We start from the raw sequence: 13,914 nt of genomic DNA, 5'->3' as shown, positions 1-13,914 counted from the left end.
ATTCATCAGATTCTTATGAATCTAACTTATGAAGTTTTACGGGTGTACTACTTTTAATACATCTCCGGTTCTGTACAGGGCACCTTGCGGTAAACCATTCGAAATTGCATCTGCATTGTCCGTATATTCATTGCATCCTGCAATAATAGCCGGCGTAAGGTCCGTAGCCTGCTTTACAATATGCAGCTGAGCGCCAGGAGTATTGATTCCCACACCTACTCTTCCCTGGAAATAATTTTTTGTGTCTGCTCCCTGAGAGTATAGGTTATAGGCATTGCTAGCTGTGTCTCCTGCAAAACGGTAACGGCTGATAAAAATACCATATGAATTACCTAATCTTTTACTTGCACTTCCTGTTTCTGCCACATCAACAAATAACCCGTATAATTTGTTAACATCATAAGTACCCGTTGAGCCAAAGCCCGTATAAGATCTTAATGCAGCCATTGCATTTGTAACTTTTAAATTACCTCCTGCCATTGTGGTATTAATTGATGCATTAGCTCCATAAACAGAGACAAGATCTGATGTTCCGCCTCCTTGCAGGCTTACTTCCATTTGTCCCCCTATGGTCATTGGTGATGTAAAGTTGTGGCCGCTTACCGTATAAGGTGCTGCAGTTGCATCTACCCCACGGAGATTATTTACGGAGATATCTCCTGTGTTATTAGAGCCAGCAGCAGCGGTCCCACCAGCATACGATGTAGTACCATAAACATTTCCGGCTAAAAGAGTACCTGTTGAATAAAGAAAAAGATTACTCGTTACACCAGTGATCAATGATGATGAATTATCCTTTGAACCAATCAAACTATAGGAAAATAAACCGGCATTTCCTCTTGACAGAGTTGTTGATTTGTCATTTACAGTACTCATCATACCTAGATTTACACTGGTACCTGATGACGCAGTATCTTCAAGAAGGCCATATATTGCACTTTTCTGCCCCGGACCATTGCTATATTCTACCGCTCCAATTCCTGATGAATTTGTTGTACTCCCATCCGTAATCCTGTTAGTAACAGCAAATTTAACCGCTGAATTCCCAATATCTTCTCCTACAGCTACACTTCCGCCCCTCCAAACATTCTCAGCAGATGTATGGGCAACAGTATTGGTGGTTCCTTTCTGGTTCCAGATACCAACACTGGTATTTAAAACCTGCCAGATTGTACCATCAAAATAATAATATCCCGGTGCCGTTAAGTTAGCTGATTTTGCACCTGTAGGTAGAACTGTCGTTAATGCCTGTGTAACATATACAATACTTCCTGTTTGTGCCGCACCATAAATATTATCTTTTGCTTTTACCTGGTCTGCTGTAAGCCTTGGTGCAATGATACCATCTGTTTTTGTAAGATCAGCAGGAACTGCTGCCACATCTAATGTTGCTTTTGGATCGGGAGTACTCACTCCAACCTGCCCGAATGCACTTTGTGCAAAAAATAATAAAGCGGGTAATGCCATTACCGAAATTCTGTTTTTCATCTTTGAATGTTTTTAATTAATTGTGTTTTTAGAATCATCATGTTTTAAATGAACCCTTGTTACCTCATGATGAAATTGGTAACAAGGGCAGGTAAGAGTATTATACCGGATTGGTATAATATTCCTAGCTTATGGTTGAGTGATTGAAGGAAAATGTAAAAGTGTGTTTTTCATCTGTGTTGTGTTTAAAAGTAGAATGCAAATTTGGATTATCAGGATCAATTGTTCCAAAAAAACCAATATTACAAAAACATGACAAAGTCATAACCAATTAATAATCAGAATTAAAAAACAGAAAAAACAAAGATGTAAAAAGTATAAAATATTACACTTTCATAGATTTGATATACCACTTAAACTTTATTTTGCAGAACTGAATCAGGAAAATTCAGGGAATATGAACCCTGCGAAAAATATTCAAAATGAAATTAGGCTCTGAAAATTTATTTTTCCAGAATTTTAAATACATTTCCCAGTTCATTGATAACATCTGTTGGGAGCATGGATTCCCTGGAATATTTTTCAGCAGCAAAATCAGCAGCTTTTCCATGAAGCCAGATTCCCAAAATGGCAGCCTGCTCTTCAGAATATTTTTGGGCAACAAGTGATGTGATAATACCGGTAAGAATATCACCGCTTCCTCCTTTTGCCAGGCCGGAATTCCCTGTAATGTTATAATAAACCCTGCCTTCAGGTGTAACTACCTGTGTATGATGATCTTTCAGAACGATATAGATTTGAAATTCTTTTGCTTTATTTCTTGCCAGCTCAAGTCTTTGGAAAGAGTTTTCCTGTTTTCCGAAAAGACGTTCAAATTCTTTAGGATGCGGAGTTATTATTGATTTTTCAGGGATCAGCTTTATGTTTTCTTTGTCCTGAGCTAATATATTTAATGCATCGGCATCCAGAACCAGAGGTTTCGTGTAGTCTTTTAAAAATTGTATAAGCGCCTTTTGTGTTCCCGTGTCGGTTCCTAAGCCTGGTCCTATTCCGGCAACAGAATCTTTTTCAATCTCAAAACGGTGAATATGATTTTCTCCTCCTTCAATAAACATAGCTTCCGGGCATGAGGTTTGAAGAATTTCATATCCGCATTTGGGAGCAAGAGTAAAAGTGAGTCCGGTTCCTGTTTTCAGAGCAGCTCTTGCAGAAAGTACCGCAGCTCCTATTTTTCCGTAACTTCCGGCTGCAAGTGTTACTTTGCCATAGGTTCCTTTATGGGAAAATTCTGATCTTGGTTTAAAAATATGTTCAATAACGGAATCATCAATAACGAAATCATTGGTTTCTGTATCGGAAGCATATTCTTTATTCAAATCAATGTTTAAAATAATTACTTTTCCGGCATACGGACCCGTTTCAGGATGCAAAAAAGCTTTTTTCCAGGACTGAAAACTTAAGGTATAATCTACTTTAAAGACAGTGGAATCTTCCTGTAAAATACTGTCAGCAAAAAGGCCGGAAGGAAGATCCACCGAGATCTTTACATTGTTTCTGGCATTTAACTTATCAATGATTTCCTTGTATTCGCCTTCTATATTCCTTGATAAGCCTGTTCCAAAGAGTGCATCGATGATCACGGTTTTATTGTCAAAATTATTCTGATCTATATCTTTGAATTCTTTTACAGATATTCCTGAAAAATCCCTTAATTTTTTAAAATTTGCCGCACCGTCTTCTGAAAACTTTGATTTTAAATCTTTGATGAAAACATCTACATCAAAACCTTTTAAATAAAGTATTCTTGCAACAGCAAAACCGTCACCACCATTATTTCCGTTCCCACAAAAAACAGTAAATTTCCTGTAATTCTTACAATTTTCAGAGATCCAGCCGGCCAATGCTTCTGATGCTCTTTCCATTAACTGTATTGATGAAACAGGTTCGCTGGATATTGTAAACTGATCCCAATGACGTATTTGTTCTGCGGTAAAAATTTTCATAAGACAATGTAAACTTTTAACCAAATTACGAAAGTTTTCTTTGACAGATTACAGTAAATCATTACAACAATAAAATATTAATCAAAATAGAAAATTTTATGAAAATATCTAATTAATTACTGCTAGTAATTGATCAATTATGGACTAAAAAACTCTAAAAAGTAATGTTTTTTACATTTTTTAATTATATTTTTGCGTGTGTATACTAATTAAAAAAATATAAATTATGGGATTTGTTAAAGAGTTTAAAGAATTTGCCATTAAGGGCAATGCTTTCGATCTGGCTGTAGGGGTTATCATTGGAGGAGCATTCGGGAAAATAGTAACGAGTGTTGTGGACGACCTTATTATGCCTTTGGTGGGAGCAGTTATAGGTAAGCCGGATTTCAGCAGTCTGTACCTTGTTCTTTCTGACCCTAACAATGGTGTAAAGCCAGGTATGGTGTTAGAGAATGCAAAAAAAGTAGACGGAGCAAGTATTTTTGCTTATGGAAATTTCCTTACAGTAGGCATTAACTTTTTATTGCTTGCCCTGGTAGTTTTTATTATGGTAAGAATGATTAACAAAATGAAAAAGGCCGAAGCCGAAGCTCCTGCCGGACCTACTGCAGACCAGCAATTGCTTACAGAAATCAGAGATCTTCTTAAAAGTAAAAACAATATATAAAAAACAAAGCACCTCAAACAGGTGCTTTTTATTTTTATCTTTTAGCTATTACTGAATCTGTAAAATACTTGATATCTGGTCTGCCAAAGAAAGCCCGATCCTGTCCTGAGCCTCTAACGTGGAAGCTCCTGTATGTGGGGTCAGAGAGATTTTTGAATGGTTCAGTATTTCTTTGGAAGGCGTAGGCTCATTGATGAAAACATCCAGTCCTGCAAATTTCACTTTACCGGAATCCAATGCATCAATTAAAGCTGACTCGTCAATAACACCTCCTCTTGAACAGTTTACGATAGCTACACCGTCTTTCATAATATCAAATTCATTTTTCCCGATCATATATCCGTCTTTCTGAGCCGGAACATGCAGCGTAATGAAATCTGAATGCTTCAATACATCCTGAAGCGGTTCAGTTTCAATGTCTACATTAATGAACTGATTGTTGTAGAATTTCACTTTGATGCTTGCTCTCCCTACATTATTATCCGCTGCAACCACTCTCATTCCTAATCCAAGGGCAATTCTTGCAACCTCCTGTCCTATTCTTCCCATTCCAACGATCCCAATGGTTTTACCTCTCAGTTCAATACCGGCAGTATAGGCTTTTTTAAGACCGGCAAACTCTGTATCTCCTACTAAAGGCATTTTTCTGTTTGAATCCTGAAGGAATCTTGCTCCTGAAAACAAATGGGCAAAAACAAGTTCAGCAACCGATTCTGAAGACGCAGAAGGTGTATTGATCACATGAATTCCTTTTTCTCTTGCATAATCCACATCAATATTATCCATTCCTACACCGCCTCTTCCGATGATCTCAATAGTCGGGCATCCGTCAATAATATCTTTTCTCACCTGTGTGGCACTTCTTACCAACAGGGCACGGATTTTATGTTCATTAATGTAATCCACCAAAAACTCCTGCGGAACTTTTGCAGTAATCACTTCAAAACCTTTCTCAGCCAGAGCATCAATTCCAGATTGATCCAGACCGTCGTTTGCTAAAACTTTCATAAGTACAATTGATATTAAAAGTGAAAAGATTTAAAAATTAAAGGCTCCGGTGCGTACACTTCTGTCATTTAATTTTTAAATCTTTATATATGATTTCTTAATCTTTGAAAACTTCTATGGTAACCTGCTTTTCTACAAGGTCAGTAAATTTGCCTTTGTATCTTGTAGCTCTTACCAGGTGGTTATCTATCCAGTGATAGTTTCCTCCTCTTGGTTTTCCGCAGAGTACGCTGTGGTATTTGAAGCCATGCTTATCAAGCCAGTCGATAGTAATTTGCTTCAGATTTTCTGTTCTTGAAGTGAAGAAACAGATCTGATGCCCTTCATCATACCATTTATTGATGGTTTCAAGCGCATCAGGATAAGGCTCGCAGGTAACCATTCTTTCGGGTTCTTCATTCGGAACATCATCTGTAATGGTACCGTCTATATCTATTAAATAATTTTTTACCCCGTCCTTAAGAATAGGACTTATATGCTCTTTGTATTCTAATTCCATCATTAAAATTTGAGCTGCAAAGTTACAGTTTTTATAAGTAAACGGAGTATTAAATTGAGTTTAAGTAAATAAAATACTATAAAAAATAATATTTAATGAATAATATAAATATTTTATTCGCAATTTCAATCCTTATGGTTAAAAATTTTCTTATTTATATTTAATTCACAATGTCTTCAATTTATAAAAATCTTTAAACCACTCCGGCTTTCAAAATTCTTTGAATTTTGAAAGCCGACCCTCCGGAGAAGGGGAATGTTCAGTCTGTGCATATTGAAGCTAGCCTGTTTAGCAACTTAGATTTCCCATAAATATGATGTTTTTCCAAAAATTTTCAAAATACATTTATTAGGCTTACATTTGTAGAAATGGAAGAATTTGTAGTTTTAGTGAATCCTGAAGATGAAATTCTAGGTCTTATGGAAAAGCAGCAGGCTCATGTTAACGGCCTTCTGCACCGTGCATTTTCTGTATTTTTGTTCAATGGCAAAGGTGAAATGCTGCTCCAGAAAAGAGCACCCGGAAAATACCATTCTCCCAGTCAGTGGACCAATGCGGTCTGCTCTCATCCAAGAGAAAATGAGACTTATCTTGAAGGAGCCGAACGCCGTATAAAAGAAGAGCTGGGAATTGAAACGGAACTTTCAGAAAAATTCAGTTTTATCTATAAAGCAGATGTGGGAGGCGGTCTTTGGGAACATGAACTCGACCATGTATTTACAGGAAATTATGAAGCTGATTTCAATTTAAACCAGGATGAAGTGGAAGAAGTAAGATTTATTTCAATGGAAGATCTGGATAAAGAAATAATTGAGTCTCCGGAAAATTTCACAGAATGGTTTAAAATTATCCTTGAAGAATATAAACACCATTTTTAACTGATGAAAAAAATAGTATTAGTATCCGCTTTTCTATCGGCAAGCCTGTTTTTTGCCCAAAAAGCAAAAGTTTATGAAGGTCCCGGCTATTCCATCAATGTTCCGGAAGGCTGGAAATCTACCAATGACAGTGATATTGTCAATATTTTCCCCACCAATGAAATCGGAGCAATTACCATTTCGGAATACCATGATCTGAACCTCCCGAAAGCAGATATGAAAAAATTTATCCTGGCTCTTTATAAATCTGAAGATCCGGAGAATAAAATAAAAGAAAACAAAGGTAAAAAAGGATATACCGAATATTTTTACGAGTATTTTGATGAAAAAGAGAAACTTTTCTGGATCACCAGGGCTTTTCAGAAAGATAAAGACCTGTATCTGGTATCCATCAACTGTGGTCAGAAATTCTGGAACGGAAACTATATGAACCTTTTTAACGAAACTTTCAACAGCTTTAAAATAAAGAAATAAAATTAAATATGAAGAAAACAGCCTTATACGATAAACACGTTTCTTTGGGCGCTAAAATCGTACCTTTTGCAGGCTTTGAAATGCCTGTACAATATTCCGGTGTTACGGAAGAACATTTTGCAGTAAGAGAAAAAGCAGGATTGTTTGATGTTTCACACATGGGACAGTTTTTTATTGAAGGACCTGGATCTAAAGACCTTTTACAGCTTGTTACCACCAACAATGTAGATGCTCTTGAGAACGGGAAAGCTCAATACTCTTGCCTTCCTAATGAAAACGGAGGTATTGTGGACGATCTTATTGTTTATAAAATGGAAGACGATAAATATTTTGTGGTGGTAAATGCCTCAAATATTGATAAGGACTGGGATCATATTTCAAAATACAACACTTTCGGTGCTAAAATGACCAATGCTTCTGACGAGATGTCATTACTGGCAGTACAGGGGCCTAAAGCTACTGAAATCTTGCAAAAGCTTACAGAAACCAATCTTTCTGAAATTCCTTACTACCACTTTACGGTAGGAAGCATTGACGGAGTAAATAATGTAATCATTTCGAATACAGGATATACCGGAAGCGGCGGTTTCGAGATTTATTTCAACAATGAAAATGCCAAGCAGCTTTGGGATGCCATCATCAAGGCAGGTGAAGCGGAAGGAATTGTTCCTGCCGGACTTGCTGCAAGAGATACTTTAAGACTTGAAAAGGGATTCTGCCTTTACGGAAACGATATCGATGATACTACCTCTCCTATTGAAGCAGGATTAGGATGGATCACCAAATTCGATAAGGATTTTGTTTCCAAAGATACATTTGCAAAACAGAAAGAAGAAGGTGTTACAAGAAAATTAGTAGGCTTTGAGCTTCAGGATAAAGGAGTTCCAAGACATGACTATCCTGTAGTGGATGCAGAAGGCAACGTAATCGGGAAAGTAACATCAGGAACACAGTCACCAATGAAAAAGATCGGTTTGGGACTTGCTTATGTGGACAAACCTCATTTCAAACTGGGGTCTGAAATCTTTATCCAGGTAAGAAACAAGAATATTCCTGCAAAAGTGGTGAAAGCTCCTTTCGTATAACTGTTCAGAAATAATTAAAATAAAAACAGGCTGTAAATAAATTACAGCCTGTTTTTTATGTTTTGTGGTTAGTTACAAACACAGCATATTGTTCTGTCAGGATTGCAGGCATCACCTAATCCCGGTCTGCTGGAAATAATGCCACCTCCCGGACCGCAAAGTGTAAAGCAGTTGACAACAAGAGGTTTCCCTCCGCCGTTAATTTGTTTCAGTGTGGATCTGTTAAGGTTCTTTGTTTTTAAAAATTCTTTTGTCATGATTCTATTTTTTGTGATTATAAATATGTAAAAATGAATCTACTAAAAATAAATCACATACCAATGACAAGATACATTTAAAAAAGATGATTACTTAGGAGTATGCTGAAAACAGTAATCATTTCCTATACGGGTGTAATGCTTGCACCTTGTTCCTGCCTTTGTAGTACCCAGACAACGGTTTCCTTTATCCGTACCGCTTACTTTTTTAGGCTGGGAAGCAATTCCGTATACAGTTGTCGGAGGATTGCATATTTTGCAGGGTTGAAGACCAATTTCCAACGCTTTATTTACGGTAAGACCGGAAGAAACATTTTTCACCATTCTGCATGATGACAAATGATACTTCGTCCCTGAAGGTGTCCTGTAAACCGTTTGTCCATAGAAACTTAAGGAAGTAAAAAGCAATATGGAAATCAGAAGTTTCATTCATTAACGCCAAAGAATTCTTTTAAAGCTTCAACATTTTTCTTGTCGTTTCCTACAAAAATTTCCTTATCCGTAAGAAAAACAGGACGTTTTAAAAATGTATAATGATCCAACAGCAGCTCCTTGAAATCTTTTTCTTCAAGAGACTTTACATCCACACCTCTTAACTTGATCTGTGTTGATTTTTTACTGAAAAGCGCTTCATAAGATTTTGTTTTCTTATGCATGGCTGCCAGCTCTTCTTGAGTTACCGGTTCTTTTTTAATCTCACGGAGCTCCCAGTCTGCAAGGTCAAACTGTGCTAAAATTTTTCTGCATGTATCACATGTATTGAGATAGAATACTTTCTTCATTGTTGCTTCTTAAATCTGTTATGGGTTAAATTTCCCTTTTCAAGGAATTTTTTATCTTTCAAAAGTAGGATTTAATCTAAAATTCTGGAAATTATTAAATAACTTTATTCAAATTTTATAAAAATGCAGAACAAACCCATTACTTTTCAGTTTATTTCAGAGCCTTCAGATGTAAATTACGGGGGAAATGTACATGGAGGAAGCGTTATGAAATGGATTGATCAGGCAGGTTATGCTTGTGCCACTACATGGAGTGGAAATTATTCGGTAACTGTTTATGTGGGCGGAATCCGTTTCTATGAGCCCATCAAAATCGGAGAAGTGGTAAAAGTAGATGCACAGGTGATTTACACAGGGAAATCAAGCATGCATATTTCCATCAACGTTTTTTCAAGGAATCTGAAACAGCCTACTTTTGATAAAAAAACCCACTGTATCATTGTTTTCGTTGCAGTAGATGAAAACGGTAAAAAACTCCCTGTCCCGGCATGGGTCCCTGAAACGGAAGAGGAAAAACAGCAGGAAGAGTACGCCAAACGCCTGATGAACCTGAGAACACAGATCGAAGATGAAATGAAGCCTTTTCTATAGCCGATGCAGAGAAAAGATTTCATTAAACTTTCATCGTTGGGATTTCTGGGGTTATATTCCTGTGGAATTTCCAGATTTAGCACAAAAAAGCCTTTAGCCATTCAACTTTACACAGTTCGGGATGCTGTTTCGGATCATCTTGAAAAAGCACTGGAAAAACTGGCAGCTTTAGGCTTTACAGAACTGGAAATCTATGGATATAACGGAACATTCTTCGGAAAAAACAGAACCGAGTTTCAGAATATTCTGCAACAGACCGGTTTAAAGGTCATCAGCTCACATCACACCACAGGAATTATCCATCAAGATAAAGGAACCTTATTAAACAACTGGGAAAAATGCGTGGATGATCTGCATTTTATCGGATCTGAATATATGGTCTGTTCTTATCTTTTTCCTGAGGAAAGGACTGCCGAAAACTATAAAAAGCTTCCTGAATTGTTTGAAAAATCCGGTGATGTAACCCAAAAAGCAGGAATTCAGTTTGCCTATCATAACCATGATTTTGAATTTGAAATCTTGGACAACCACCAAAGTGTTTATGATTTTATCCTGGAAAATACAGCATCAGAATTGGTTAAAATGGAACTGGATTTATACTGGATCTCAAAGGCCGGGCTTGATCCACTCGCTTATTTTGACAAATATCCCGGCCGTTTCCCTCTATGGCACGTAAAAGATATGAAGGCCGGCACAAAAGATTTTACAGAAATTGGAAACGGGACAATCAATTTCAAAAGAATTTTCAGTGCAAGGGAAAAAGCAGGCCTGAAATATTGGTTCCTTGAGCAGGATTCAAGTGATAAAGATATTTTTGAAAGTATCCGGATAAGCAAAAAGTATATTCTTGAAAACAGTTTCTTTTAAAATAATACTTATATTTGCATCACAAAAGGAAATGGTGCTCTTCCTTACCCAACCGCTTTACATAAGCTGATGACGCCTGATTAAGAGATTATTAACCAATAACTTATCAGGATTATTATGTCAGAAAATCAAAGAACAATACGTAGAAAAATTACTTTTCATACCCGCTTTTTTTTCAGAAGATACCCGGCTTTGCCTTATATTTTAAAATGGCTGTGCATCAGCATAATTACAGGTGCTTTAGTGGGAACAGCCTCTGCAGGATTTTTACAGTCCCTTGAATGGGCTACCAATTTCAGGGAAAATCATATCTGGCTGATTGCCTTTCTTCCTGTTGCAGGTTTTCTTATTGGCCTCCTTTACTATTATCCCGGAAAAGATATTGAAGCAGGAAACAATCTCCTCATTGACAGTATCCATGATCCGAAAGAAATCATTCCTTTCAGAATGGCTCCTTTTGTTTACCTCGGAACTATAGTTACCCATTTTTTCGGTGGTTCTGCAGGCCGTGAAGGAACGGCAATCCAGATGGCAGGAGCCATTGCAGATCAGCTAAGCAAACCGTTTAAACTTGATAAGAATGAAAGAAAAATCCTGTTAATAGCAGCCATTGCAGCAGGCTTCGGATCTGTTTTCGGGACCCCTCTTGCCGGGGCAGTCTTTGGGCTTGAGGTTTTCCTGATCGGCAGGATACGGTACAATGCTATTTTCCCGGCTTTTGCCTCAGCAATCTTTGCAGACCGGGCTACCAATCTATGGAAGGTAAAGCATATTCATTACCATATCGATTTTATTCCAAAAATGGAATTTCTGCCTGTTTTATACAGCATTCTTGCGGGAATTGCATTTGGAATCTGTGCGGCAGCTTTCAGCAGAATCATTCACCGGGCGGGATCAGTTTTTAAATCCAATATCAAATATCCTCCGCTTCGTCCCGTGGTGGGCGGAATTATTATTGCTGCGGCAGTTTTTGCTATGGGAACAACAAGATATACGGGACTGGGAATTCCCGTGATCCTGGAATCTTTTGAAAAACAGCTTCCGTTGTATGATTTTGCCTTAAAAATGATCTTTACCATTATCACACTTTCAGCGGGTTTTAAAGGTGGTGAAGTAACTCCTTTATTTTTTATCGGGGCTACATTGGGCAGCGCGTTATCATTATTCATTCCCTTACCATTTGGACTGCTTGCGGGAATGGGATTTGTTGCAGTATTTGCAGGGGCTACCAATACTCCTTTAGCCTGTATTCTGATGGGAATAGAATTATTCGGAGCAGAAAGCGGTGTTTATGTGGCCATTGCCTGCGTGGTTTCCTATCTTTTATCAGGTCACAACAGTATTTATACCCGGCAGAAAGTAGGAGAAGCTAAAAACCGGAGATATGAAAATGATCATAATAAAAACTTTTCTGAAATTAAATAATTTTCTACCTTCATATAAGATTTCCAATCCCAAAAATAAATTGTAAAATGTTTGATTACAGACTTAAAGTTTTTCATACCGTGGCTTCCAGACTGAGTTTTACAAAAGCTTCGGAAGAGCTTAATATTACACAGCCTGCTGTAACCAAACACATCAAAGAAATTGAAAACCAGCTTGCTACCAAGTTATTTGACAGGAAAGGAACAAGCATTCAACTGACGGCAAGCGGGGAGATTTTGTTTGAATATTCAGAAAAGATCCGGAGCCTCTACCGTGATATGGAGTTCGAAATCAATCAGTTTAACCAGGAACACAGAGGAAAACTCATTATCGGGGCAAGTACAACAGTTGCTCAATATGTTTTACCTGAGATTCTGGCAACTTTTCATTCTTATTACAAGGACATCAAAATAGAATTGGTGACCCATAATACGGAAATAATCTCTACCCTTCTTAAAGAGGGAAAAATAGATGTGGGAATTATCGAAGGCGAATCTCAGTCTTCATTTTTTGAATACCATCCTTTTAAGGCAGACGAAATTGTTTTGGTGGCAAAAACCAATCATCCTTTAGCCCGTAAAACTCTGCAATTAAAAGATTTGCACCAGCTCGATCTTATTTTCAGAGAGCAGGGCTCGGGAACGCAGGAATTCATTCAGAACAGGTTAAAAGAAAAGGGCATTCAGATGGATGATCTTAATGTTGTTATGCAGCTGGGAAGCAGTGAAAGTATCAAGAACTACCTTCTTCATTCCGAATGTATGGCATTCTTATCCATCAGTACGGTTTTAGGTGAGCTCAAAAATAACACCCTCAGCATTGTGGATGTAAAGAATTTCAGCATCGAAAGAAATTTTCATTATATCCTTCCTAAAGGTGAACAGTCTGAACTGATAAAACTCTTTTTGAAGCACCTTAGTTATAACTAAAAGTTATATTCAATAATAAAATACAATTTATTTTATTATAATAATTTGTGGAATTTTGAACCATCAATTCAAAAATTCTACAGGATGCAGCATTATATTCAGAATAAAGTTTTATTAAAAATTATTTTTATTGCCCTGGCGGTACTTTGTCTCACACCAATTGTGTCTTCTCCTATTGCCTTAGCATTGGGCTTTGCTTTAGCTGTTTTTACCGGAAATCCGTTTGAAAAGCATCTTCATCAATACATTCATCTGCTTCTTCAGATTTCCATTGTAGGCCTGGGTTTCGGGCTTAAGCTGGATGAAGCTTTCGAGGCAGGAAAAACAGGTTTTTTTTTAACGGTTGTAAGTATTTTAACTGTGATGATTCTGGGGAGTGTATTGGGAAAAGTATTTAAGCTTGAGAAAAAACTATCTTATCTTCTTTCTGTGGGAACTGCCATTTGCGGAGGAAGTGCCATTGCAGCCGTCTCTCCCATTATAAAACCGGGTACAAAGGAAATTTCTTTAGGGCTTGCCATTATTTTTACCCTGAATTCTATTGCGTTATTTGTATATCCGGCAATTGGGCATTTATTACAACTTTCCCAGGAACAGTTCGGGCTTTGGTGTGCTGTAGGAATTCATGATACCAGTTCTGTGGTAGGTGCAGCCGGTAAATATGGGGATGAAGCTTTAAAAATAGCAACAACAGTGAAGCTGGCCCGTGCTTTATGGATCATTCCGGTTTCTGTGATTACGATGTTTATCTTTAAAAATAAAGAATCGAAAATAAAAATTCCGTGGTTCATCGGGTGGTTCATCCTTGCCATAGTGCTGAATACGTATTTTCCGGTTTTTGATCATTTCAGCGGTCCTGTAACTGCTCTTGCCAAATCAGGGTTAAACCTTACTTTGTTCTTTATCGGGTCTACCCTTTCAGTAAAGGCTTTAAAAACAATAGGCATCAAGCCATTGGCTGCAGCTGTTATTTTATGGGTTGCCATAAGCGTGGGAAGTTTACTTTATATCGTGGGTTAAA

At 37.4% G+C, this 13,914-nt stretch carries 16 protein-coding genes and 1 riboswitch; of the genes, 9 read left to right on the top strand and 7 right to left on the bottom strand.

From position 1 onward, the window contains the following. Positions 1 to 36: 36 nt before the first annotated feature. Complete coding sequence (locus tag HNP36_RS02725) at positions 37 to 1,488, bottom strand: hypothetical protein (protein ID WP_184160674.1); 1,452 nt, start codon at positions 1,486 to 1,488, stop codon at positions 37 to 39. Positions 1,489 to 1,931: 443 nt separating this feature from the next. Beyond that, entirely contained in the window at positions 1,932 to 3,431 is a 1,500-nt protein-coding gene (locus HNP36_RS02720; RefSeq protein ID WP_184160676.1) for an NAD(P)H-hydrate dehydratase, read from the bottom strand. Positions 3,432 to 3,657: 226 nt separating this feature from the next. Between HNP36_RS02720 and mscL the strand changes: the two genes are divergently transcribed. Beyond that, the gene (mscL, locus tag HNP36_RS02715; protein WP_184160678.1) at positions 3,658 to 4,098 is read left to right on the top strand and encodes a large conductance mechanosensitive channel protein MscL; all 441 of its coding nucleotides are present in this window, start codon (positions 3,658 to 3,660) and stop codon (positions 4,096 to 4,098) included. Between the two features lie 48 nt (positions 4,099 to 4,146). Here mscL and HNP36_RS02710 read toward each other — a convergent pair whose 3' ends face one another. Together HNP36_RS02710 and HNP36_RS02705 are read right to left on the bottom strand one after the other, a co-directional pair. Further along, positions 4,147 to 5,106 (bottom strand): D-2-hydroxyacid dehydrogenase, encoded by a 960-nt coding sequence (locus HNP36_RS02710; RefSeq protein WP_184160680.1) that lies wholly within the window; start codon positions 5,104 to 5,106, stop codon positions 4,147 to 4,149. 97 nt (positions 5,107 to 5,203) lie between these two features. Further along, complete coding sequence (locus HNP36_RS02705; protein WP_184162295.1) at positions 5,204 to 5,605, bottom strand: phosphoheptose isomerase; 402 nt, start codon at positions 5,603 to 5,605, stop codon at positions 5,204 to 5,206. Between the two features lie 368 nt (positions 5,606 to 5,973). Here HNP36_RS02705 and idi point away from each other — a divergent pair, with 368 nt between their 5' ends. From idi to gcvT, 3 genes are read left to right on the top strand one after another with little or no spacing between them, the layout of a single operon-like run. After that, positions 5,974 to 6,483 (top strand): isopentenyl-diphosphate Delta-isomerase, encoded by a 510-nt coding sequence (gene idi, locus HNP36_RS02700; protein WP_184160682.1) that lies wholly within the window; start codon positions 5,974 to 5,976, stop codon positions 6,481 to 6,483. A gap of 3 nt (positions 6,484 to 6,486) precedes the next feature. Further along, positions 6,487 to 6,957, top strand: a complete 471-nt coding sequence (locus HNP36_RS02695) for a hypothetical protein (RefSeq protein ID WP_228456221.1) — start codon at positions 6,487 to 6,489, stop codon at positions 6,955 to 6,957. A gap of 8 nt (positions 6,958 to 6,965) precedes the next feature. After that, complete coding sequence (gene gcvT / locus HNP36_RS02690) at positions 6,966 to 8,042, top strand: glycine cleavage system aminomethyltransferase GcvT (protein ID WP_184160683.1); 1,077 nt, start codon at positions 6,966 to 6,968, stop codon at positions 8,040 to 8,042. A gap of 68 nt (positions 8,043 to 8,110) precedes the next feature. On the opposite strand, the gene HNP36_RS02685 is transcribed toward gcvT, so the two are convergent. The 3 genes from HNP36_RS02685 to HNP36_RS02675 all read right to left on the bottom strand — a co-directional run bounded on the left by HNP36_RS02685 (position 8,111) and on the right by HNP36_RS02675 (position 9,081). Next, positions 8,111 to 8,299, bottom strand: coding sequence for a hypothetical protein (locus HNP36_RS02685; protein ID WP_184160685.1), 189 nt, complete (start codon positions 8,297 to 8,299; stop codon positions 8,111 to 8,113). A gap of 90 nt (positions 8,300 to 8,389) precedes the next feature. Next, a complete protein-coding gene (locus HNP36_RS02680) occupies positions 8,390 to 8,728 on the bottom strand; it encodes a hypothetical protein (protein WP_184160687.1) in 339 nt (112 codons plus the stop codon). Then, positions 8,725 to 9,081 carry an arsenate reductase family protein gene (locus HNP36_RS02675; RefSeq protein WP_184160689.1) on the bottom strand — a complete coding sequence of 119 codons (357 nt, stop codon included), beginning with the start codon at positions 9,079 to 9,081 and terminating at the stop codon, positions 8,725 to 8,727. Before HNP36_RS02675 ends, HNP36_RS02680 begins: the two co-directional genes overlap by 4 nt. Before the next feature lie 123 nt (positions 9,082 to 9,204). Here HNP36_RS02675 and HNP36_RS02670 point away from each other — a divergent pair, with 123 nt between their 5' ends. The 5 genes from HNP36_RS02670 (at position 9,205) to HNP36_RS02650 (ending at position 13,913) form a co-directional block, all read left to right on the top strand. After that, on the top strand, positions 9,205 to 9,672 hold the full coding sequence (locus HNP36_RS02670; RefSeq protein ID WP_111957755.1) for an acyl-CoA thioesterase: 468 nt from the start codon (positions 9,205 to 9,207) through the stop codon (positions 9,670 to 9,672). Between the two features lie 3 nt (positions 9,673 to 9,675). Beyond that, a complete protein-coding gene (locus HNP36_RS02665) occupies positions 9,676 to 10,539 on the top strand; it encodes a sugar phosphate isomerase/epimerase family protein (RefSeq protein ID WP_184160691.1) in 864 nt (287 codons plus the stop codon). A gap of 18 nt (positions 10,540 to 10,557) precedes the next feature. Further along, a riboswitch (Fluoride riboswitch) is annotated at positions 10,558 to 10,625 on the top strand. A 31-nt stretch (positions 10,626 to 10,656) separates the two neighbouring features. Further along, on the top strand, positions 10,657 to 11,964 hold the full coding sequence (locus HNP36_RS02660; protein WP_184160692.1) for a voltage-gated chloride channel family protein: 1,308 nt from the start codon (positions 10,657 to 10,659) through the stop codon (positions 11,962 to 11,964). A 47-nt stretch (positions 11,965 to 12,011) separates the two neighbouring features. Then, positions 12,012 to 12,893, top strand: coding sequence for a LysR family transcriptional regulator (locus HNP36_RS02655; RefSeq protein ID WP_184160694.1), 882 nt, complete (start codon positions 12,012 to 12,014; stop codon positions 12,891 to 12,893). 84 nt (positions 12,894 to 12,977) lie between these two features. Continuing rightward, on the top strand, positions 12,978 to 13,913 hold the full coding sequence (locus HNP36_RS02650) for a YeiH family protein (protein ID WP_184160697.1): 936 nt from the start codon (positions 12,978 to 12,980) through the stop codon (positions 13,911 to 13,913). Position 13,914 lies beyond the last annotated feature (1 nt).

Origin of the sequence: Chryseobacterium shigense (genome assembly GCF_014207845.1) — a bacterium.
In the GTDB taxonomy this organism is placed as follows: Bacteria; Bacteroidota; Bacteroidia; order Flavobacteriales; family Weeksellaceae; genus Chryseobacterium; species Chryseobacterium shigense_A.
Note: the sequence above shows the minus strand (reverse complement) of the source record. Positions and strands in the feature narration are given on the sequence as shown.